Annotated in this window: 17 protein-coding genes; 8 read left to right on the top strand and 9 right to left on the bottom strand. The window is 61.3% G+C overall.

What is annotated here, in order from left to right:
• Nucleotides 1–10: 10 nt before the first annotated feature.
• On the bottom strand, nucleotides 11–1,864 hold the full coding sequence (locus FR699_RS03675; RefSeq protein ID WP_158854126.1) for a PINc/VapC family ATPase: 1,854 nt from the start codon (nucleotides 1,862–1,864) through the stop codon (nucleotides 11–13).
• A 131-nt stretch (nucleotides 1,865–1,995) separates the two neighbouring features.
• On the opposite strand from FR699_RS03675, the gene FR699_RS03670 reads away from it, so the two are divergent.
• Complete coding sequence (locus FR699_RS03670) at nucleotides 1,996–3,171, top strand: AGE family epimerase/isomerase (protein WP_158854123.1); 1,176 nt, start codon at nucleotides 1,996–1,998, stop codon at nucleotides 3,169–3,171.
• 59 nt (nucleotides 3,172–3,230) lie between these two features.
• Entirely contained in the window at nucleotides 3,231–4,187 is a 957-nt protein-coding gene (locus FR699_RS03665; RefSeq protein WP_158854121.1) for a carbohydrate kinase family protein, read from the top strand.
• 156 nt (nucleotides 4,188–4,343) lie between these two features.
• Here FR699_RS03665 and FR699_RS03660 read toward each other — a convergent pair whose 3' ends face one another.
• The 3 genes from FR699_RS03660 to FR699_RS03650 all read right to left on the bottom strand — a co-directional run bounded on the left by FR699_RS03660 (nucleotide 4,344) and on the right by FR699_RS03650 (nucleotide 9,370).
• On the bottom strand, nucleotides 4,344–5,372 hold the full coding sequence (locus FR699_RS03660) for a tyrosine-type recombinase/integrase (protein ID WP_158854118.1): 1,029 nt from the start codon (nucleotides 5,370–5,372) through the stop codon (nucleotides 4,344–4,346).
• The gene (locus tag FR699_RS03655; protein ID WP_158854115.1) at nucleotides 5,369–5,770 is read right to left on the bottom strand and encodes a DUF5805 domain-containing protein; all 402 of its coding nucleotides are present in this window, start codon (nucleotides 5,768–5,770) and stop codon (nucleotides 5,369–5,371) included. The genes FR699_RS03660 and FR699_RS03655 overlap by 4 nt, the downstream gene beginning before the upstream one ends.
• Before the next feature lie 1,614 nt (nucleotides 5,771–7,384).
• Nucleotides 7,385–9,370: an ATP-binding protein gene (locus FR699_RS03650; protein ID WP_154551756.1), complete on the bottom strand. Its 1,986-nt coding sequence runs from the start codon at nucleotides 9,368–9,370 to the stop codon at nucleotides 7,385–7,387.
• A 270-nt stretch (nucleotides 9,371–9,640) separates the two neighbouring features.
• On the opposite strand from FR699_RS03650, the gene amrB reads away from it, so the two are divergent.
• The gene (amrB, locus tag FR699_RS03645) at nucleotides 9,641–10,468 is read left to right on the top strand and encodes an AmmeMemoRadiSam system protein B (RefSeq protein WP_158854112.1); all 828 of its coding nucleotides are present in this window, start codon (nucleotides 9,641–9,643) and stop codon (nucleotides 10,466–10,468) included.
• A gap of 15 nt (nucleotides 10,469–10,483) precedes the next feature.
• Here the strand turns inward: amrB and FR699_RS03640 are convergent, their stop codons facing one another.
• Complete coding sequence (locus tag FR699_RS03640) at nucleotides 10,484–11,737, bottom strand: tRNA (N(6)-L-threonylcarbamoyladenosine(37)-C(2))-methylthiotransferase (protein ID WP_154551758.1); 1,254 nt, start codon at nucleotides 11,735–11,737, stop codon at nucleotides 10,484–10,486.
• A 155-nt stretch (nucleotides 11,738–11,892) separates the two neighbouring features.
• On the opposite strand from FR699_RS03640, the gene FR699_RS03635 reads away from it, so the two are divergent.
• Nucleotides 11,893–13,779, top strand: coding sequence for a PGF-CTERM sorting domain-containing protein (locus tag FR699_RS03635; protein WP_158854109.1), 1,887 nt, complete (start codon nucleotides 11,893–11,895; stop codon nucleotides 13,777–13,779).
• 204 nt (nucleotides 13,780–13,983) lie between these two features.
• The gene (locus tag FR699_RS03630) at nucleotides 13,984–14,844 is read left to right on the top strand and encodes a DUF63 family protein (RefSeq protein WP_154551760.1); all 861 of its coding nucleotides are present in this window, start codon (nucleotides 13,984–13,986) and stop codon (nucleotides 14,842–14,844) included.
• A 288-nt stretch (nucleotides 14,845–15,132) separates the two neighbouring features.
• Here FR699_RS03630 and FR699_RS03625 read toward each other — a convergent pair whose 3' ends face one another.
• Nucleotides 15,133–16,299 (bottom strand): NAD-binding protein, encoded by a 1,167-nt coding sequence (locus FR699_RS03625; RefSeq protein WP_158854108.1) that lies wholly within the window; start codon nucleotides 16,297–16,299, stop codon nucleotides 15,133–15,135.
• A gap of 201 nt (nucleotides 16,300–16,500) precedes the next feature.
• Between FR699_RS03625 and FR699_RS03620 the strand changes: the two genes are divergently transcribed.
• Entirely contained in the window at nucleotides 16,501–16,782 is a 282-nt protein-coding gene (locus tag FR699_RS03620) for a ubiquitin-like small modifier protein 1 (protein ID WP_158854104.1), read from the top strand.
• A gap of 143 nt (nucleotides 16,783–16,925) precedes the next feature.
• On the opposite strand, the gene gatD is transcribed toward FR699_RS03620, so the two are convergent.
• Complete coding sequence (gatD, locus tag FR699_RS03615; protein WP_154551763.1) at nucleotides 16,926–18,167, bottom strand: Glu-tRNA(Gln) amidotransferase subunit GatD; 1,242 nt, start codon at nucleotides 18,165–18,167, stop codon at nucleotides 16,926–16,928.
• A gap of 86 nt (nucleotides 18,168–18,253) precedes the next feature.
• Here gatD and FR699_RS03610 point away from each other — a divergent pair, with 86 nt between their 5' ends.
• The gene (locus FR699_RS03610) at nucleotides 18,254–18,790 is read left to right on the top strand and encodes a hypothetical protein (RefSeq protein WP_158854102.1); all 537 of its coding nucleotides are present in this window, start codon (nucleotides 18,254–18,256) and stop codon (nucleotides 18,788–18,790) included.
• A gap of 5 nt (nucleotides 18,791–18,795) precedes the next feature.
• Here the strand turns inward: FR699_RS03610 and FR699_RS03605 are convergent, their stop codons facing one another.
• Together FR699_RS03605 and FR699_RS03600 are read right to left on the bottom strand one after the other, a co-directional pair.
• Nucleotides 18,796–19,443 (bottom strand): metalloregulator ArsR/SmtB family transcription factor, encoded by a 648-nt coding sequence (locus tag FR699_RS03605; protein WP_154551765.1) that lies wholly within the window; start codon nucleotides 19,441–19,443, stop codon nucleotides 18,796–18,798.
• Between the two features lie 119 nt (nucleotides 19,444–19,562).
• On the bottom strand, nucleotides 19,563–20,681 hold the full coding sequence (locus tag FR699_RS03600; protein ID WP_158854099.1) for a hypothetical protein: 1,119 nt from the start codon (nucleotides 20,679–20,681) through the stop codon (nucleotides 19,563–19,565).
• Between the two features lie 242 nt (nucleotides 20,682–20,923).
• On the opposite strand from FR699_RS03600, the gene FR699_RS03595 reads away from it, so the two are divergent.
• Nucleotides 20,924–21,280, top strand: coding sequence for a DUF5802 family protein (locus FR699_RS03595; protein WP_154553199.1), 357 nt, complete (start codon nucleotides 20,924–20,926; stop codon nucleotides 21,278–21,280).
• Nucleotides 21,281–21,305: the final 25 nt, after the last annotated feature.

Below are 21,305 nucleotides of genomic sequence, written 5' to 3'. Positions count from 1 at the left end.
CCTAGGTTCCTCAAGACGGGACGACAGTGATCTGCCGGCTGTGATCGATCGCCCGTTCCAGTTCTTCGGCGATGGCACTCCCACGGGAGACTTGGACCTCGCCGCCGCGGCTGACTGTCGCCGTAAAGAGATATTCGCCGTCGGCCCGCACCTCGACCGTCTCGCCGGCCAGGCCTTCGGCAGGAACGACCACGTGTCTGGACGTGATCTCTGGTGTGACCGTCCGTCCCGCCTGTCCGCCGGAACTGCCTGATGTCCCACTCGGCGCGCTCGACTGGCTGCCCTCACGCTCGTCGAGCGTCCGGACGTCGATGTCGATACCGAGGCGGTTCTCGACATCTGTGATCCGGCCCCCGCCTTTCCCGATGACCTGGGAGATATCGTGCTGTTCGACCCAGACGACCGCCCGGTCGCGCCCGCGGACCTCGACCTCGACGTGGCCGTCGGCTATCTTCCGAATCTCACCTTCGACCTCCTGGCGAGCGATCCGGTCGACGCCGCTCTCGGTACCCTCGTCGTCGCCGAGTGGCACGGTGACGACCTGGCGGTTGAACGTGTAGATCTCGTACTCCGGAACCCCCGTCTCGAAGTCCTCGATGACGATGACCGGCCGGGCGAGATCCTCTTCCATGAGGCCTTCGGGGACTTTCACTTCAGTATTTACGTCGTAGACTGTCTCGATCTGGCCGGCCTCGATGTAGACGACGGTATCGACGACCTGTGGGATCATGCCCAGCTCGACGCGGCCGACGAGGCGCTGTAGGGCGTCGATCGCTCGTGTCGCGTGCACGACGCCGATCATGCCGACGCCGGCCAGGCGCATGTCTGCAAAGACTTCGAAGTCGTCGGTTTTGCGGACTTCGTCGTAGATCGTGTAGTCCGGCCGGACCATCAACAGAGAGTCTGCGGTCCGCTCCATCGAGCCGGCCAGTTCCGTGTACTGGGTAATCTCCGGGCCGACCTGGAGGTCTCGCGGTTTCTCCATCGTCTTCACCGAGAAGTCCGAGTCGGCGAGGAAACCCCCGACAGCCTGGGCGAACGTTGACTTGCCGGCTCCTGGCGCACCCGAGATCAACACGCCGCGCTGGCGTTCGAGCAGCCGATCGCGCAGTTCCTCAGCGTACTCGTAATCGTCTAGGTCGGTCTGGACGATCGGGCGGACAGCCGTGATCTCTAAGCCGTCCGCGAAGGGCGGCCGAGCGATCGCGATGCGGTATTCCCGGAACTGGACGATCGTCATGCCCGGTTCGTCGATCTCGATGAACCCCTCGGGACTCGCCCGGGCGCTCTCCTCGATGTCGTGGGCGTACGCCGTGAGTTGGTCTTCTGTCGAGAGATCTTGCCGGATCGACTCGTAGTGCATGTCGCCGATCTCGCCGCGCTTTGCCATTGGCTTCGCGCCGACTTTGAGGTGGACACTCATCGTGGTCTCGTCGAAGAACGACTCGATGTCCAGTTCCTCGACGTCCCGACCGACGGGTTCGATGAAGACGACGTCCAGTCCTTTCGCGCGGGCGACCTCGCTTTGAACGACATCGCTGGTGACCAGCGTCGACCCGCGCTCTTCGGCGAGATCCCGAATGAGTGCGTCGACGTCTCCGTCCGCGGCTGCTCGTTTCTCGGCGTGTTCCGGGCGTCGGCCGATGTACTCGACAGTGATCGTTCCCTCCTCGGCCAGGTCGGCCAGTCGCTGTAACTCTTCGAGGCCGTCCCAGCCGGTCTGGCGACCTTCGTTGGCCTGGGCTTCGAGTTCACCGACGACGGCTTCGGGGACCGATATGGTGGCGTCGGCGAACTCCCCCTCGGCCACGCGATCGGACACCCGACCGTCGATAATGACGCTCGTGTCCGGTACGACGTTCATGTCTGTGAGTGGGGTCCCGTCGCTGATAAACGCCCGCATCCACCTCCCCATCTTGCCGGGCCGTCGCGATGGTCCAACAGGATACCGGCCGGCACCCAACGTTCTTGTCGACGCCAGTGGAACGTCCGACGATGGCCCCAGAGTACCAGGATACCGAGTGGCTCGCAGCTCGGCTCCGCGATATCCTCGAGTTTTACTATCCCGACGGTATCGACGACCGCGGCGGCTACGTTGCCCAACTCGACGGAGAATCGGGCGAGATCTACGACCGCGATTCGAAGCACCTCGTCGCCACTTCTCGATACGTCGTGAATTTCTGCCTCGGGGCGCGTTTCGACGGGCCGGACCCGTGGCTCGAAGCGGCCAAACACGGCATCGAGTTTCTCCGAGAAGGCCACCACGACCCCGACACTGGTGGGTACGACTGGCTTCTTGAGGGGACAGAGACAGTAGACCGCAAGCGCGTCTGTTACGGCCACGCGTTCGTCCTGCTGGCCTACGCTCGTGCCGTCGAAGCGGGAATCGACGGCACCAAAGCCGATCTCGAAGCTACCTACGACCTCCTGCTGGATCGCTTCTGGGAACCCGAATACAACCTCTGTCAGAGTGAATTCGACGGCGACTTCGAGGACGCGTCGGCGTATCGCGGCCAAAACGCTAACATGCACACCTGTGAGGCGATGCTCGCCGCCTACGAGGCGACTGGTCAGCAGCGGTATCTCGACCGCGCCCGAGAGATCGCCCACGCGCTGACAGTCGATCTCGCAGCCGACCACGACGGCTACCTCTGGGAACACTACACCGACGAGTGGGACCACGACATGGACTACAACCGCCAGAAACCAGACGATCTCTTCCGTCCGTGGGGCTACCAACCCGGCCATCACATCGAGTGGGCCAAATTGCTGGCAGTGCTCGATCGCTACGCCGACGTCGACTGGGCGATCGAACGGGCCGAGGAGCTGTTCGAAATCGCGATCGAGGACGGCTGGGACGACGACTACGGCGGCTTCTACTACAATTTCGATCCCGACGGCGAACCCATCGTCGACGACAAGTACGGCTGGCCGGTCGCGGAAGGTATCGGGGCAGCTGCCGCCCTGTACGAACGGACGGGAACCGCGCAGTATCTGGACTGGTACGACCGGTTGTGGGCATACGCCCAGGCGAATCTGACTGCCCCGGAGGGGAATTTCTACGTCAAACTCACTCGCGACAACGAGCCATCCTCGACAGACGACGGCCCAGCAGTCGAACCTGGATACCACCCGATCGGCGCGTGCTTCGAGGGACTTCGTTCGCTGTGACTGCCTCGCCGGGATCGGTGTAGATAGAACAATAAGCCACGGCCTGCAAGGCCACAGCCATGACAACACCAGACGCGCTCGTGGCCGGTGAAGCGTTGATCGACATGTTTCCGACGACCAGTGGGCGATTGGCTGCTGTCGACACTTTCGAACGACGGGCCGGTGGTGCTCCAGCGAATCTCGCCGTCGCGATGGCACGCCTCGGAACGGCACCGTATCTCTGGACGAAGCTGGGCGACGATCCGTTTGGTACCCACCTCGAAGACGTCCTGACCGAACAGGGGGTTCCGGACCGCTTTTTGGAAATCGATCCGTCCCGAAAGACGGCACACACCTTGGTCGGTGACGATCCCGACGCCGACCAGTCGTTCGTCTTCTACAAGGAGGAAACGGCGACGATGGCGATGGAACCCGAGACAGTGCCAGATGAGGTGCTCGCCGACCTGTCGTGGGTCCACTTTGGCGGTGTCATGCTGTGTGAAGAGCCGGCCCGGACGGCGATGCTCGACCTCGCCAAACGCGCGAAGGCCGCCGGCTGTACGGTCTCGTTCGATCCAAACACACGCGAGGACCTCTGGCCGGATCCCGAAAAAATAGGGCCAACGATGCGTGACGCACTCGCGCTCGCCGACGTGATCAAGACCGATCGCGAGGATCTGGCGTCGTTGTTGTCCGACCCCGACGGAGCGATCAGTGCGGTTGCCGAAGAACTGACGACGTTTGGCCCGCACACGGTTTTGCTCACGCAGGGTGAGGCAGGTACCTACGCGCTGGCGACAGAGAGCGCCCCGTGGGGTCCGGCTGTGGCTGATGAGCCGGCTGCCGACGTCGAGGCCGTTGACACGACTGGTGCCGGAGACGCGTTCACTGCTGGCGCGATCAGGAGTCTGATCGACGGTGAGTCACTCGAAGCGGCAGTCGAGTTTGCCAACGCAGTCGGCGCACTCACCACGACTGAGGTGGGCGCCATGGCTCCCCTCCCGACACGTGCAGACGTCGAACAGCTCCTCGGGTAGATCCCTACCCACACAACAGTCTTATCGCGCCACGCCAATCGAAAGAGATGCGAGACGAGCCACACCATTCATATAGCGATATATGATTTACGAGTCGCTGGTCGAACAGAGTCCTGTGGCCATACGCGAGCAACAAGCCAGTCACCCGATAACTATTCAGCGCAGTTGGTAGATGTTCGCCTCGTAGACGGTCCGGACGCGGTCGCCCCAATCGTGGGTGTACGTGTCGATGATATCTTCGGCGACGTCGCCCCGCAGGTACTTCACGATGCCACGATCGCCGGTTCGATCCCGGAGATGGGTGGTGAAAAAGTGCCGGAAGTAGTGGGGGGTGACGTTTTCGGCAGCGTTGCTCCCGCTATCGTACCACCCTCGGTCTCTCGCACGGGTGGTCACGATATGATGGACTGCGTCAGTTGTCACGCGCTCACCCCAGTTATCTGCTGTCCGGGTAAACAGTGGCCGTGCGTCCGAGACCGGATCCGGGCGAATATCGAGCCAGGCACGCAGCGCCGCTGCCAGTTCCGCATCGACGGGAATGACGGTATCACGTCGGCGTTTGTTCGAAGCTGACCGGCGGTCACCGTTGACGACGCTACCGCGTTGTGGTTCACTCGAGACGTACAGCGAATCCGGCCGTTGTTCGAGGCTTGGCCGAAGCGCCACGTCGTCGCGAGGATCGTCCGCGAGGTGCAAATCCCGTTGATCGAGATTACAGAGCTCCCCGACACGCATCCCTGTTTTGAGGAGTGTGAGGACGAGTGCGTGTTCGAGCGGATGAGTCACGGTATCGACGAGACCCCGCATATCGGCGATCGAGAGATCTCGTCGTGCCGGGTCAGTCTCGATACTCTCATCGAGTTCTTCCATGACGATCGCCATCGGGTTCGAATCGAAGACGCCGACCTGGGTCATATAAGAGTAAAATCGGTGTAAGTACGACGCGTAGGTCGCGACGGTACTCTCGGCGCTGCCGGCACGTTGCTCGTGAATCCACGCCATGCAATCTCGATGTGAAGCCTCTTTGATACTCCCCATGTTGGCTGTCAAAAACTGCTCGAAGTCACGGAGGACACGCTCGTAGGCGTCTCGCGTCCGCTCACTTTTACCCTGGTAGGAAATATCTGTCAGGAAGTATTCGATGGGATCTTCTACTGTCTCCGGATCGACGTTTGCACTACTCATGTATCGACCAGGCGGTAGCCACCGTCACGACCGCTGTATTTGACGACGTTTGCTTCCTGGAGCTCGTCGAGACTTTCTTCGAGATCCCGTTCGAGGTCGCCGATCACTTCTTCGACCAACTCCTCCCACGTCAGTACCTGGTGGGCCTCCAGTAATTGACGAATTTGTTCGGTCAGTTCGATCTGCTCGCTGGCGGACGATGCTGACTGTGACTCTGACGCCGGTTGTTCAGAGAGGTCTTCGTCCGAAAAGTGTCGACGACCGGCCTGGACCATGGTCCGGACAAACTCACTCTGACTCATGTCGAGATCGTCCGCGTGGTCCTGCCAGGCCTCTTTTTGATACGCCGGGATGTACGTTTTTACTGATTTTCGAGATGTAGGCGTCTCGTCGGCCATTGTCGGTGCTTGGATTGTGATGTCCTTCAATCTATCCCTACAAACCCAGATAAGGGGAGTTATCTGTAATTGTGTAACTCTCTATTCGGCCGATATGCAAATATTAGGTGCATATCTGGACCCATAATCTGCCTATTGTGCCTATGTAACCAAATAAAAGTCAAACGCCAAGTGCACAGCACGGTTCCCCTCTCTCGGAGTATCAGTCGGGCCACCCGTTCGAGGAGAGGGCATCTCGGTGCTTCGACCCCAGGGGCCACACCCCACGAATGCCATTTCTCGGCCATATCCCAATATCGCGATCACCGAGGGCCGATAGCTCACAACTGGCCACAAAACGATTTCGACACGGACCGCCAGCACGAGTAGTTGGTATGCGTGAAACGCGATCCAGTGTCCCACGAAGCGATGCCCAGCGACGTTCGAGAGCCTGTCCCAGTTCTCGAATTACGAGCGGAGGAGGATAGCTATCGGCCGGTCCGACCAGGGGGGAGTTCCTGGACAGAGACAGTCTGGCGACGTTTGGAGTATCGCCACGACGCGCAGTGTCGAATCCGTAACGCTGAGCCGACACCCAGTATCACGTCCCGCTGCTGGGCACCACTGGTACGATTGCCGTGTTCGTCTCTCTGTAGTCTGGGCCTCTCCTCGAATTGGGCTGGTCCACGGAAGATAGCCCTACCCCGGTAGTCACATGTTTCCCTGTGTCTGGCTGGGCTAGCTGCCCGCAATCGGTACTACGTCTACCACGACCATTACTGAGGCTCTGGGAGCGTTGGAGTCTACAATCGTTCGTGGAGACAGAACTTTTCCTCTGGCCGTGGTTTTGACTTGGGCAGATCCTCCCGTACGTGTGTTTCGAGTGGCTGTCACTGCGTTTCCACCCCTTGCCCTACGGTAACAGTGTCGCCGTCCGAGCCCCACATGCTGTCCCTGAGCGTATATCGTGCGTACTTCGAGCTTCTCGAAATCGTAGTGCGTATACTAGGTGAGCGACCGCTCTCGGCGCAATCCCACGACCGGTGAATCCACCGCTCGCCCGAGCGAGCCGATTCACGATTGCGATTCGTTCTCGGTCTCGTCGACAATCCAACTGGGAGGAGAGGCAATGTCGTTGGCCCCCAACCGGCTCGGCTGCACTGCTACCCAGGTGTAATCGACGTGTCTTCCCTCGCTGGCTGTCTAACCGTGACCTCGTTTCTGGCCGCCTGTACACTATCCCAAGGAGGGCCGTTTATACAACTGCAAAGTGGTGCCAGTGCTCTCGTTTCGTGGTCGAGACGTAAACCAAATAACGATATATCGAATGAAGAGTGTGACACGGGCCTTTCGTTTGGGACCGTACACAGCACGAATCGCCGAACGTGTAGCCTGTGGCCGCGAATCGATCGGTGCTGGCGTCAACGCTGATCAGGCACGGAGAGAGCAGTTCCTCGCTCAGTATTCGCGGACAGGCGTGTACAATCGGCCACCACAGATCGAATTCGACGTCGGAACGTGATCGATCAGGGTGATCGAATATAGCACAGCTCCATCCGAGTCCGAGCGACCGACTGACGAGTTACGGATACACGCGAGTCAACTCGTGAGACGTGAGATCCATAGAACACAGATCTACGAAGGGGCGTCAGTGTCGATTCGTCGGACAGTAACGTCTTCAAATGTAGCTGTCGTGGCTCGTCGGGCGACAGCACTGCAAGTTGCCAATCCGACCAAGACTTCTTTGGCCAGCGGGACGTGTCGCTGGTCGATCAGATTCCAAGTGGCCCCGTCCCGTGATACCGAGCAGGTGAGCACGTCGCCCTCTCGGTCGATTCGGAGCCATTCGTAGTCGTCGTTGGCCTCCTCGAGGTGCTGGGATGTCGTTTTGGTTCCTGGTCGATCACACCAGAGCAGTTCAGTCCCGTGTTCGGCTGTCCGCCCAACGAACCCATGCAGCGAGTCTTCATCGAGCGAGTTACGGACCATGACCCCGCCCTTACTGTACGGACCGACGGCCTCGAGATCGGCAACGTGGGCTTGGATTCGCGCGTCACCGGCAACTCGCGTGAAGACGTAGTGAAACTCGTTTTCCGGGCCCGAGATGTCCGCTCCAGCGCCCGTGATCGACCACGTTTGGGCATTCGGATCGTATATCGCGTCACCTGCGCTGACCGGGTTGCCGACATCAGTCGCAGTGGTGAGCGAGACGGATTCGCCAGTCTGGACGTTCCGATCCGGCTCGGTTACCGAGAGGACGTTCGTAATTTCGAATCGTGCGCCGCCCTCGGAACTGTCGCAGACTTCGATGGTCCAATCGTGTGAATCGACGACGTCTTGGACCATCGCCAGACCGATACCGCTTCCATCGTCGGCCGTGGTGTGGCCGTGTTCGAAGATAGCGTCCCGATCGTCGGGCGGGATCCCAGGCCCGTCATCTTCGAGAAAGAAGCCTGCATTGAGCGGCCCGACCGTCACGGTCACGTCAGAGCCCCCGTGATCGATAGCGTTTCGAAGCAGGTTCTCCAAGAGAGGGCGAAACTCGCCTTTGGCCGCATTGATGTACATATCTTGAGGGAGTTCGAGTTCGAGTGTGGCCTCGCCTGTCTCGAGGTTCTCCCAGATCGTCCGGATGGGTTCGACGATCGGGACTTCGTGAAGCCGTAGCTGGTCTTCTCGCTCCCGCCGAGCCAGAATCTTGATATCGTCGATCATGCGGTCCATGCGATCGAGGGCGCCTTGCACCTCCGCGAAACTCGCTTCCTGGCCGTCCCGCGCAAGGTCAAGGTGACCACTGGCGACCTGCAGCGGGCTTTTGAGGTCGTGTGCGATGTAGTCCGAAAACGCTTCGAGTCGCTTGGATTGTCTGGCTAGCTGCTGTTTGAGTCTCACCCGGTCGGTGACTTGCTGGGAGAACCCGACGAGTCCGCGTATATCACCGGTTTCGTCCCGCCAGGGGAGCTTCGTGTATTCGATCCAGAACGGGCTCTCCTCGCCGTATTGTTTGACCTCCTGGTGGATCGGGTCGCCTCCGAGAACCTGCATATCGTCGGCATACCACTGCTCGCCGAGGTTGAACCGCCCAGCGTACAGTTCACGGTCCGTCCGACCGCGTGCCTCCTGGTCGCTTGGCCCAGTCAACCCCGAAAACAACTGCAGGAAGCGAGCTTGGTCGTCTTTGACCATGACCGTGTACTCGAGGTTCTCGAACAGCGTTTCGATGGCATCTGTCTTGAGGGTCTCTTCGAAAGATTGTAAGTGCGCCTCGACCTGCGTGCGGACCGTCTCGGGAAGCGTCTCTCGATGGGACGGCGGGACGACCGCGGTGACGGGCCCGCCGGTCGCTGCAACGAGCTCGGGGTCGAGAGTCTCGGCGTTGATAACGACTGGTGGCTCGATCGCAGTCTCGGCGAGTTTCCGAGCAAGATCAACGCCCCGTGATGCGGGCAACTCTTGGTCCGCCACGACACAACAGACGGACTCGTCGACGGCGCGACGTGCCTGGCGTCCCGTCTCGACGTGTTCGACTCGATAGAAATTGTCGTCCGGCGACAGCGCCCGAGTGAGCGGCGCCGCTTCGTCGCTCGCACCGACGAGCAAAACAGTGGGCTCTTGGTTCAAATAGTGATACGCGAACTCCACAGTGCCCAACCGTTCCGCGTCGGGCCACGTTAATCCTCCCCCACGTGTAGCATATCAGGAATATCGTGCGCGGGCCCGATCGGAACCGATCGAAGGCCCGGGCACCCAGAGAGTGAGTACGATTGTCCGCAAGCCCATGCGATGGACAAACACAGCCACAACTATTGAACAGCAGGCGTTCCACCACTCAGATATGGACACACAGCCGAAAGTGCAGGCGGATGCAGCTCGGGTTCGGGAGGGTGCATAATGGCTGGCGTGCGAGAGCCGGCAGTCGCCGGCCGGTTCTACGCCAGCCAGGCAGAGGCGCTACAGGAGCAATTGCGCGCCTGCTACGATCACCAAATCGGTCCAGGGACTCGTCCATCCCCACCAGCGGGGACACCGGCTGTCGCGGGCCTTCTCACACCCCACGCTGGGCTGCCGTTTTCGGGGCCTGTCGCCGCCCATGCCTACGCCGCCCTTGGTACCGGAGGGACACCGGAGACGGTCGTCGTCATCGGCCCGAATCACACCGGGATCGGTGCGAACATCGCGATCCCAGGGCACGACGCGTGGCAAACGCCGCTGGGCACGGTCCCAATCGACGGGACAGTTCGCGAGCAGCTCGTCGAGACGACTGACGCAACGGTCGATAATCGAGCACACGCCCGAGAGCACGCGACCGAAGTCCAACTCCCCTTCCTCCAAGAGCTGTACGATTCCGTCTCGGTCCTCCCGATCAGCCTCCGGCAACAGGACGAAGCCACGGCCCGAGAGCTGGGGAGTGCAATCGCCGAGACACTCACCGAACGAACAGTCCTGATCGCGTCGTCGGATTTCACGCACTACGAACCCCACGACGTCGCGATGGCACGTGACGAACTGGCGTTAGACCCGATCCGCGAGCACGACCCGGACGCACTGATCGAGACAGTCGAGCGCGAAGCCCTCTCTGTCTGTGGGTACGGGGCGATCGCGACACTGCTGTATGCCCTCGAGGGAAGCGTCGACGTTCTCGCCCACGCGAGTAGCGGAGAGACGGCCGGTTCGATGGCAGAAGTCGTCGGATACGGCGCCGTCGCAATCGAGTCCTGAGCAGCCCGGCGCTGTCTACACTGGCTCGCCGAGCGCGTACACTGTGTTGTGGCCGGTGATTTCGACGGTGACAAAATCACCGAGCGACAGCCCCATCGTTTCCGCTTTCGGGACGGCGACCTGTCGGTGAGCTTCGTCGTAGCCCACCAGTGACTCCTCGGTCCCGTCTTCGACGAGGAGGAGTCGCTGGTTCTCACCGACCATCGCCTCGTGGGCCGCGCCGACGACATCCATTTTCACCTCGGTCATAGCTTTCGAGCGCTCTTTTTTCACCGTGCCGCCCAGACCGTCCAACTGGGCGGCATCGGTGCCCGGTCGCTTCGAGAACCGGGTGACGTTGAGCTTCTCGGGTTCGACCGCCCGGAGGAGATCCAAACTCGCTTGGAAATCGGCGTCGCTCTCGGTCGGGAAGCCGACGATGAAGTCGGTCGCGAGCGTCCAGTAGTCCAGGTGTTCGTCGAACGCGGCGACGATCTCTTCGAATTGCGGGCGGCGATGTCGGCGTCGCATATCCGAGAGCACGTCGTCACTGCCCGACTGGACGGGCGCGTGCAGGAAGTTGTACAGTTCGTCGTACTCGGCGAAGACGGCAGCGAGTTCGTCGGCCATCCCATAGACGCCTTTCGGGTTCGCCATGCCGACCCGGACACGGAACTCCCCGGGCAGTTCACAGATCCGCCCAAGCAGCTCTGGGAGTTTCCGTTCACCGTCTTCCAATCCATAGACGCCGGTGTCTTGGCCCGTGATCCGAAGCTCCCGTGCGCCGGCGTCGAGCAGTTGGCGGGCTTTCTCGACGTTGTGGGCGACGGGCGGGGAATCGATCGTCCCGGTCGCGTGTTTCGTGATGCAATAGGAACAATCCGAGAGACAGCCACGAGCGATCGGGAGGATCCCGGTCACACCATCCAGGAGGACGTCAGTATCGGGCGTCACTGTCGGACACTCGCCGTTGCGAACGTACTCGGGGACGTCATCCCAGTGGAGGATCTCGGCATCGATGCCAGCGTCCCGAAAGGCCTCGTCCTGGGCCAGGGCCATACAGCCCGTGATGACGAGATCCGCGGGCGTCTGCTCGTCGAGTTCCGCGGCCCGCCGGAGCATATTGCGCTCCGTCTTCTCGACGACGGTACAGGTGTTGAGAATCGCGACGTCCGCCTGAGATGGATCGTCGACCGGGTGGTGGCCCCCATCGCGGAGCGACCGCTCGATCGCCTGGCTCTCGCCACGATTTGACGTACAGCCGTACGTCTCGATGTGATATCGGGCCATCCGCTATCCATGTCTACGGGTACGCGAACAAAAGGGCGACGCATCGAAGGCGACTCAATCGCCAGTGCAGCCCGTCAGAAGCCAGAATAGCGGCAATCGAGGCCGCAATCGCTTCTCACAACAGTTAACTGTCGCTCACCAAATCATCCACTTGCATGTCACGACTGCAGCGAGCCGTCCTGATTGTAGTCCTCCTTGGATTGGTGGGGAGTTCGACAGTTGGGGCGATCGGGATTGCAGAACGCGGAGAACCGACAGCAAACGAAACGAGTGGTGCCCAAGACGCGTACGTCGCCGGCGACGGGGACGTCGTGCTGGTCTTCGAAGAGAATGATTCGACTCCGGGGAGTGGCCACCTCGGCATGAACGTCGAGAAAGGCCTCGCCTATGGAATCTACGAGTGGGCGGCGGTCGAATCGAACGTCACCGGGTCGATGACGATGGCCGCCAATCGCTCGCGGCTCAACGGGTCGGGAACGATCTCCGCCCCGCGGCCGGACGCCCTCGAAGAGCTCGACGTCGACGTCCAGAGTCGCCAGACCGAAGATGTCGCCAAGAGTGACGCGACGGTGGACGCAACCATCGCGCTCCCGGACGACAGCAAGATGCTCGCCGCCATTTTCAGTCAGGCCCAAACGAGTGGTGAGATCTACACGAGCGGCACGCGACTCTCGACTGCGGGGACAGCGAACCTCTCGATGATGCTACCCGGTACGTCCTCGACCAGCGTCGACTATCGATTGCGTGCCACCGAGGACGGCCACGTCCTCGAGGTCGCCCGCGAGAGTCACGTCACCGGACGGAACGCCGATCGGTGGGCGACCCGCGAGCGGGCTGCCGACCGGCTCCGCCGACAGTTCGAAAGCATTTCCTCGATGGACGGGACATCGAGTGCGGTCTCCCTCGATACCTATGCCTTCGAGCGAACGAACGATGGAGCGACTCTAGAACTTGCGTACACGGTCGAAATCGAAGGCCTCAACGAGATGCTGCAACAGGCCGTCACGGACGGGTTGGCCACTCAGACAGGAGGTGCTGACCAGTCTTTCGGGCCGACGACTGACGCGATCAGCGACAGCCTGGCGAACGTTTCGATCGATCGAGCCGTCGTCACTGCCGACCTGGGATCGAGCGGTGGCAATGTGAGTTGGAACCTGACGGTCGACAACTACGACGGTCTCGCACGGGCGTATTTCACGGCCATGGAAGCGTCCGTCGAGGGGAACGTCTCAGACCGCATCGACAACTTCCGTTCCCAACTCGACGCCATGGCGGCCGCAGAATTCTCGCGGACCCTCTCTTGGAACAGTACGGTCGAGTCGACAGACGAGGGAACGATCGAACTCGACCTCGACGCCAAGACGCGAACGACAAACTGGGAGACGTTGGTCACTGAGCGACAAGACCGCGATCTGCCGCCGATCGGTACCCAGCGGTTTTCGCTCCAGATGGCAGCCACTGACGATCGGATCGACGGGAACGGCTCGTTTTGGGTCCAGCAGGCGAACCTCTACAATCGGACGATAGAGAGCTATCAACAGTCCGTAGCACAGTCGACGACGGCACCCGTCGAGTGGCTCGGTGACCTCGAAGCGGCTGGATTCAAGGGTGCACGCCTCGATGCGTCGGTGAATCGATCTGGTGCTGTCCTCGAAGGAGGTATGGCCTTCGAGAATCTTTCGGCGATCACGAGTCAGGTCGCGGACCGAACAGGCAACGGGACCATCGAGCGAGCGTACGTCGAACAGGCCGACAACGGGACGACGGCCTATCTCCGGATGGCCAACGCCGTCGATAGTGAGTCCAACGAGTCTGCTGTTCGCCAGTTGGAAATGGTCTCAGAAGAAACGACGGTTCACTCATCGGACGAATGGGACCAGGAGTCGGCGTCGTTCCCGACGATGGACGCCCAGTCAGTGCGTTCGTACGTCCCCAACGCCGCAGCTTCTGAGTCGGGCGACCTCCCGCTGCCCTTGCTGGGCGGCGGCGCCGGTGTCGCGGTGCTGGCCGCAGGCGCGGTCGTCTACGTCTGGCGGCGGTGAGTGGCTGACCCGGCGAGTCGGCGCTATCGACGGAAAATATTTTTTGTTCGCCATGTCCACAGTAATTGGCCCAAAGCCCTCTGAGCGCCGATAGCCGCGGGACGATCCGATAGCAAACAGTGGGCCGTGGCCAGTGTGTGGCCTTGACAGTCTCTTGTCGATGAGACCGGAACGTTTTCCACAGAGGCAAAAGGGATATGACATATGCCGCTATTGCCAAGCGGACTCGTTGTGCCGGATCTGCCGTACCTCCTCGCGCTCGGGTTGGGCGGGTTGCTGACAACAGTCTTTCTCGTGGGGATCGAACCGCCCGTGAGGAAAGGCCACGTGGTCGCGTTCGTCCCCTGGATCGCAGTGGGGGGTATCAGCCACGCGTTGTATCAACTATCGGTGCCGCCGACGGTAACCAGTCCACCGGGGCTGTATCCGGAGTGGGTCGCGCCATTGTTCTCAGCACCGGCAGTGTACGTGACGATCTACGTTGTCGTCGGTGGCGTTTGGCTCGCACTGACCATGGTTGGGGCCTTGAGCGGCCGTCTCGATCGTGTGGGGACGTACCTGGGTGCTGTCGGGACTGGCGTGTTGCTCGTCTTCCTCGGGGCGATCGTCTGGCAAGGACTCGGTGACGCTCTCGACTTTTCGCCCCTGTGGCCGATCGTCGGCTTCATCATCGCCGTGCCACTGTCTGGCATCACGTACGCACTGGTTAGTATTCGGTGGACGACACAGGCCGCCCGTGCCGGATTGGCCGGTGGCAGTGTCGTCTTCGCACACGCCTTCGACGGCATCACGACAGCGATCGGCACAGACATTTTGGATGTGACCGAGCGAAGCCCCCTTCCCGAAGCGATCATGGACTTTGCGGCGTCGTTACCGACGGCGGAGTATCTCGGCTCTGGCTGGTTGTTCGTCCTCGTGAAACTGGTGGTGGCCGGTCTCATCGTGGTCGCAATCGCGGACACGCTCGATGAACACCCCATACAGGGGAGTCTCCTGTTGGTGTTCGTCACAGCGGTCGGTCTGGGGCCGGCCGCGAACAACTTCGTCATCTTCACGCTCGGGTGACCTGACCCACAGCAACCGTCGAGCCAGACTGTTCGTTCCTGTTACTCTCGGGTGTGGAAGTTCGGCGATGACAAAACAGCCACACTGGTCGAACCCGGCGACCGCCCTCAGACTGCATTGGTTCCGGATGGTCGCGGGTGCGTCGCCCAGATCAGCCAGTGTACAGTGGCCGAAGCAATCACACACAATGGCGAGTCAAATTTCGAGCGATTGGACGAACTCAGATTCTGACGGTTTCCGCTGCGGCCGTGGGCTTGAAGGGCTACAGCAGTATGCACGTCGGTTCGGTTAGATCTCGGATTCGTCTTCGACTTCGAGTAATCGATCGGCAATCGCTTCCATCCCCATCCCGCCCATAGCCGACTGCACGAGGAGGTGGCCACCGATAACAGCGGGGCTGATGACCGACTCTGCGCCGGCCCGACGGAGTTTCTCGATGTTCTCTCGATCAGTGGCGGCAGCGACGATCCGTGCGTCCGGGTTGAGTTGGCTCGCTGTCAAGATGCCGAGTGCGTCTTGAGCGTCGTCGTTCGTTGCCACCAAGACGGCGCGTGCGCGTTCGATCCCAGCGCGTTGGAGCGGCTCTTCGTCGCTTGGATCGCCGACGATGGCGTTGATGTCGCGATTTCCGAGCATCGTCGCGGTCTCCTCGTCGGGTGTGACGACGATGAAGTTGACCGTTGCCTGCAGTTCTTCGAGAATCGGTTCCGTGAGATCGCCGTAGCCAAGCACGAGGACGTGATCCTCGAGTTGGTCGAGTTGTGAGCGGGTCATCGTACCGAGTGCTGCTGCGAGTCGTGCCTGGATGAGTGGGCCGATAAGCGAGCCCAGTGCGAGGGCAAACGATGCCGTCCCGAGCAGGACCACCGACAGTGCAAACAGTCGCACACCGTCGCTCCCCGACGGGATCGCGTCACCGTACCCAACTGTCGAGGCCGTCACGATCGTATAGTAGAGGGCGTCCGTCAGCGTCTGGACACCCTCGAAGCTGTCTCGGAGGGTGTAGGTCCCGATCGTCCCGTAGGATAGAGTCCCGACGAGGGCAGCCAGGGCAGCGAGTTGAGCCGTCGAGAGGTCGATCGTCCGATCGAATCGTCGGTAGCTCACCAGCACCGTCGGCATCGAAAGTATTGATAGCCCGATCAACGGGAGCGACGCGACGTTCGTCTGGACGAGCCCCTGCAGAGCCGTCACCGGCAAGAGGATCATCGTCGAGAACCACGCCGAGCGAAGCCGATGGCGCAGGCCATATGCCGAACCGAGCATCAGAAAGCCCGTGAGTGCGCCGGTAAAGCCGGCCGTCCGCTGAATCGTCGGCGGCACGATAGCGGAAAGCGGCCCGGAGATGGACTGTGCGCCGACGTTGATCAGACCAGTGGCTACCGAGAGGACGGCGACAGCAGCCGTCAGGTAGATCGCCGGCCTGGGACCGAGCCAGTCCCGTAGCTCGTCCATACCCAGAGTTCCGACTGGGAGCGAATAAAATCCGTCGCCTGCGATCGCCGACACTGACCTGAGACTGGCCTCCCCTGGGAGCTCTCGTCTCGACCACGCTCGAATTGGGGCACAGTGACCGAAACGACTGATACAAGCAGACCGAGACCGGAGTGAGTGCAGCCCGGAACGTTCATTCCGTCGGCGGTCCCCAGATTACCTATGCACGTAACCTGGCGACTCTTTGCCACGCTGGGCGAAGCGGCCGGTGACAACGAGGTGTCCGTCGACGTTTCGGGAGACCCGACTGTTGCTACCGCGATCGAGGCTCTCTTTGAAGCGTATCCCGTCGTCGCCGAGGAAGCTCGTGACGACGAGCAGGGTGTCTACGAACACGTTCGAACGCTCCACGACGGCGAAGACGTCGAAGAGCCGCTACAATCCGAGCGCGAGGTTACACGCGGAGACGAGCTCGCGCTGTTTCCGCCGGTCAGTGGCGGGTGAGCGAGCGCTGGGTAGCAGACGTCAGCATCGACGCCCGCAGCGATCGAGCAAAGGCGTTCTGGGTCGGCGTGGTTGTTCCAACTGCTGGCAACGCAAGTCGAGACCAGAAATCAGTTATGACACGAACAGGCTGATTGGTGTCGTCACTCCCAGGGTGTCGACCGGTCGGTGATTTCACCGGCCAGTGGTTCCTGCATCGCCTCCGCAGGGTCGTCACGGTTTGCCAGTACCCACATGAGTTTGACCATCGCCGTGCCCGGGAGCATGTCTTCACCTTCGATGACGCCCGCATCGAGCAAGTCACGCCCGGTGTCGTAGACGCGATCACAGATCCGGCCGTCGAGACACTGGCTGGTCATCACGACCGTCGTCCCGTCCTCGACCAGGGCTTCGATGCGGTCGATCCAGTCGGTGTTGACGTGACCCAATCCGGTCCCTTCGATCACGAGTCCGGCCGATCCCGCAACCGGATCGAGCATCGACGGTCCGGCTCCCGGGGCGAACTTCACGAGATCGACGTCCGTTTCGAGATCGGCCTGGAAGGCGAGTTCTGTCTCACCACGTTCGGCGTAGTCCCGTCTGAACGTGACGTCGCGGGTCTCGTACTCGACTGTGCCCAGGGGCTCACGACCGATCGTCTCGAACGCGTCCCGACGGGACGTGTGGTTCTTGCGGGCTCGCGTCCCTCGGTGGAGAGCACAGACGTCGTCGCTCTCGGCAGCGTGCATGCAGATCATCACCTCTGCGGCGTCGCTTTTGGCGGCTGCGACGGCAGCGACAGCGTTCATCACGTTGTCCGACGATGGCCGGTCAGCCGAGCGCTGGCTGCCGGTGAAGACGATCGGGACCGGTGTCTCGAGCATGAACGAAATCGCGCTGGCCGTAAACTGCATCGTGTCCGTTCCGTGCATGACGACGACGCCGTCGGCGCCCGCTTCGATTTCGTCGTGGATCGCCTCGGCGAGATCCTGCCAGACGTCCGGCGTCATGTTCTCAGAGAGGATATTCGCGACGACACGGCCGCGGTAGTTCGCCAGACCAGCCAGTTCAGGGACGGCCCGGAGGACGTCTTCGGCGTCGAACTGAGCAGTGACAGCACCGGTCCGGTAGTCGACGGTCGAGGCGATCGTCCCGCCCGTCGAGATGAGCGAAATCGTCGGGAGGTCGTCGTCGAACTCGACGGTCGACTGGTCGCTGGCGTCACCGGATTCGATATCGTAGACGTCGGCTTCGAGGACCGTCGCCTCGGCCGCCTCGCGATCGAGGCCAACGTTGTAGCCACTCTCCAGTTTCACGACGAGTCGTTGGTCGTTCGAGGACGGCAACAAGACCCCCTCGAAGGTCTGGTCGTCGCGATCGACCTGCACGCGATCTCCTGGGTTCATGTAGGCCGGCTACCGGGGCAGGCGACTTGAAACCATCTTTCTCGCCCGGGGGCAAAGTCCAAGTCTCCCAGGAACTGAGAGACAGTATGGCAGAGCGGTCCGATCAGCTCTCGCGTGGCGAGGAATCCATGGGAGACACTGACCTCGAAGAGTTACTGGACACGCCCGAGGACGCGGCCAAAGACGCGACTGCGCCATCGGGCGGTCGTCTCGCCCGCATTCGCGCACGGCTGGGCGGGCTGGTCTCGGTTCGCCCCCAGCTCGGTCGCATCTTCTCGATTCGCTCGTTTCTGCTCGCGCTCGCGGGGAGCGTCTTGGGGGCAATTGGGTTTGGCATTGCGATCCCGTTTTTCGATTCGCTCGCGGCGCTTGGCGGGATCTTTACCGCCGCATTCGTCGCGGGCGTGTTTGGTTCACGTCGATCGTATCTCGAATTTACACTCGCCGGTGCGGCGACGGCAGCGCTGGGCACGATCTCGAAGTTCATGGTCGTCGCCGTCGTGGGACAAGGCGAATTACTCGCGATCTTCGGCGCCGGAAGCGGTGCGATCGCGGCACTGCTTGGCCACTACTTCGGGCGTGACCTCCGAACCGGCATGACGACAGATATCGAGGGCCAGTGACGGCCTCACCCGTCGAGTTGCCACTGCTGGCCATCCTGCTCGACGACACCACGTGACTCTAGGGTGTGTAACACGTCTTCGACGACCGAGGGTGGTACTTCGACTTCGCGACTGATATCTTCGATGTCAGTTGGCTGGTCAGCCAATGCTGCCATCACTTCGACGACGATCCGACTGTCGTCGTCGATATGATCGCCGATCCCTTCCATGACATCGGTTAGTCGGCCCTGGACCCATCGCTGTGCCAACGAAAGTTCGTTCTGGAGTCGCCGTAGTCGTCGGAGTTCGATCGCTAGCTCAGAGAGATTTCCGGCCCCATCGGGATCGACATCGATCGAGAGATGTCTGCAAGAGGCCATATCCAAGCCCGAACTCGCGGGATAGGCCGTTTTCGTCCCGAAACTGTAGGGAGATGCCGAGACTTCGAGCCGGAACCCCCGAGAGATATAAAAGTACTTGCGGCGCCGATCGTCGGTTCGGCTCTCGACTAACCCCGCCTCTTCGAGCTGTCTAAGATGGTCGATGACGGCTTTTGGACTGACACCGAGGTAGTCGCTGATTTCGGTGACGAAGCAGGGTTTGCGCGCCAGCAGACGGAGGATCCGTCGCCGATTTGCATTCCCCAATAAATCGAGCAACTCCGCGGAGTCCATTTACGTGACGTTACCTCTTACCCTTGATAACTCTTTCCTACGTGGTCGAAACCGTATTGACGCGACAACAGACGATGTGAGGGATGTCTCCATGAGAACGCCCCGGCGCGTAGAACCGCTCAGTTCGGTCGGTCGCGACCGTGGTCGTCAGATCCTGTCGCCGCCCCGTTCGAATCCGGTCCACCGCTCGAACCCTGGCTACTCCCGCCTGGAGTATCGGTATCTTTGCTGTCTTTCCCGCCGGAGTCTTTCGACGACCCAGTATCGTCGCTCGACTGTCCAGTATCCCCAGTTTCCGCAGCATCGTCGGCCCCGTTTGTCGGATGATCGGTTTCAGTCGTCCCGTCTCCCGGCCCGGATGACGGCCCAGCGGTCCCGTTCGGTGGACCTTGCTCGTCAGTGGTTGGTGGCCCAGCGGTCCCGTTCGGCGGGCCTTGCTCGTCAGTGGCTGGTGGCCCAGCGGTCCCGTTCGGTGGACCTTGCTCGTCAGTGGCTGGTGGCCCAGCGGTCCCGTTCGGTGGACCTTGCTCGTCAGTGGCTGGTGGCCCAGCGGTCCCGTTCGGCGGGCCTTGCTCGTCAGTGGCTGGTGGCCCAGCGGTCCCGTTCGGTGGGCCGCGTTCGGCACCGGCGGGCGGGCCACCGGGAACGGCATCAGGCGGCCCAGCGGAGAGATTCCGGGCCATGGAGGCGACCTCTCGGCCAGTCATGTTTGCGGCCTGCGTTCGTAGCGACTCGAGTCGTGTGGTGTTGACACCTGTCTGCGTTGCGACCCGATCAGTCTCGTTGATTGCGGACTGTAATGTCCGGATTTGAGCTGCGAGTCTCGACACCTGGGCGGCCTTGGCCGGCCCAGCGACATCGGAACTGCCGTTCTCGAAGCGATCCAAACGAGTCTGGAGTCGGTTTAGACGGCCTTCGAGCGTGCGAATGCGGTTCGACACGGAGCGATTCGCCGCGGATGCATTAGCCCGAACACTGGCAGCCCACATCCCGGTTTCGACGGATGCGTTCGCCTCGACGGCGTTCGATTGCATGAAGGCACTTAGCTGGCTGCCAAGTGATGGCGAACTTTCGTTGGTCGCCGTCGTGTTCGCCTCTGTCGATGGTGTTGCGTCCGATGGCGCATCGGCTGACTGTGACACCGCGGTAAGCGATCCCCCACCCGTAAACGCCAGCGCCGGGGCAACGACAAGTGACGCGACGACGAGTGTGACGAACACGCTGGCTCGGACGGTCATACCCAATCGTCCCACCGGTATCTACTAAAACCCAGAGCTTCGTTCGTGCTGTTCATTCATCAACGTAACACGTGCTAATTGTCCAGTAGCGTTTATAGCGCTGTCTCGATGGATCTCGTGACTGCGGGAATGTGTCGAAAGCGCCCTTGATGGGGCTGACGTAGCGTCGTGCCCGCGGGCGGCAATGACCGCCGCAGTCAAAACGCTTTTTCGACTTGGTATGGTACATGTTAGTGTACCGCATGTTTGAACAGTTCTCACGGTCGTACTATCTCGGCCGGTTGTACGTCCAGTCCGGCAAACGAGAGACTGCAGTCATGTGCGACCAGCAATACCAGCACGTCCACACGCAATTGTACGGCCAGTCCCCACCCGCTTCGGACGGACACCCGCTCGTGATGAAACTCGGATCGCGACACTTTCCCGTGACCGGTGCGCGATCGGTCCCCAGTGACACGCTTGCCGTACCGCCAGACGTGCTGACAGATACACCCGTCGAGCACCCACCGGCGCTACGGGAGGTGCTCCTGGCGACCGAAGACCGGGCAGAGCAACTCCTTGCGCTGGTCGGCGTCGCCAACGAGCCTGCTGGGATTTAAGCCGCTCGGGCTGTCGGATCGAAGT

It is taken from the genome of Halorhabdus sp. CUG00001, assembly GCF_009797925.1.
In the GTDB taxonomy this organism is placed as follows: domain Archaea; phylum Halobacteriota; class Halobacteria; order Halobacteriales; family Haloarculaceae; genus Halorhabdus.
Note: the sequence above shows the minus strand (reverse complement) of the source record. Positions and strands in the feature narration are given on the sequence as shown.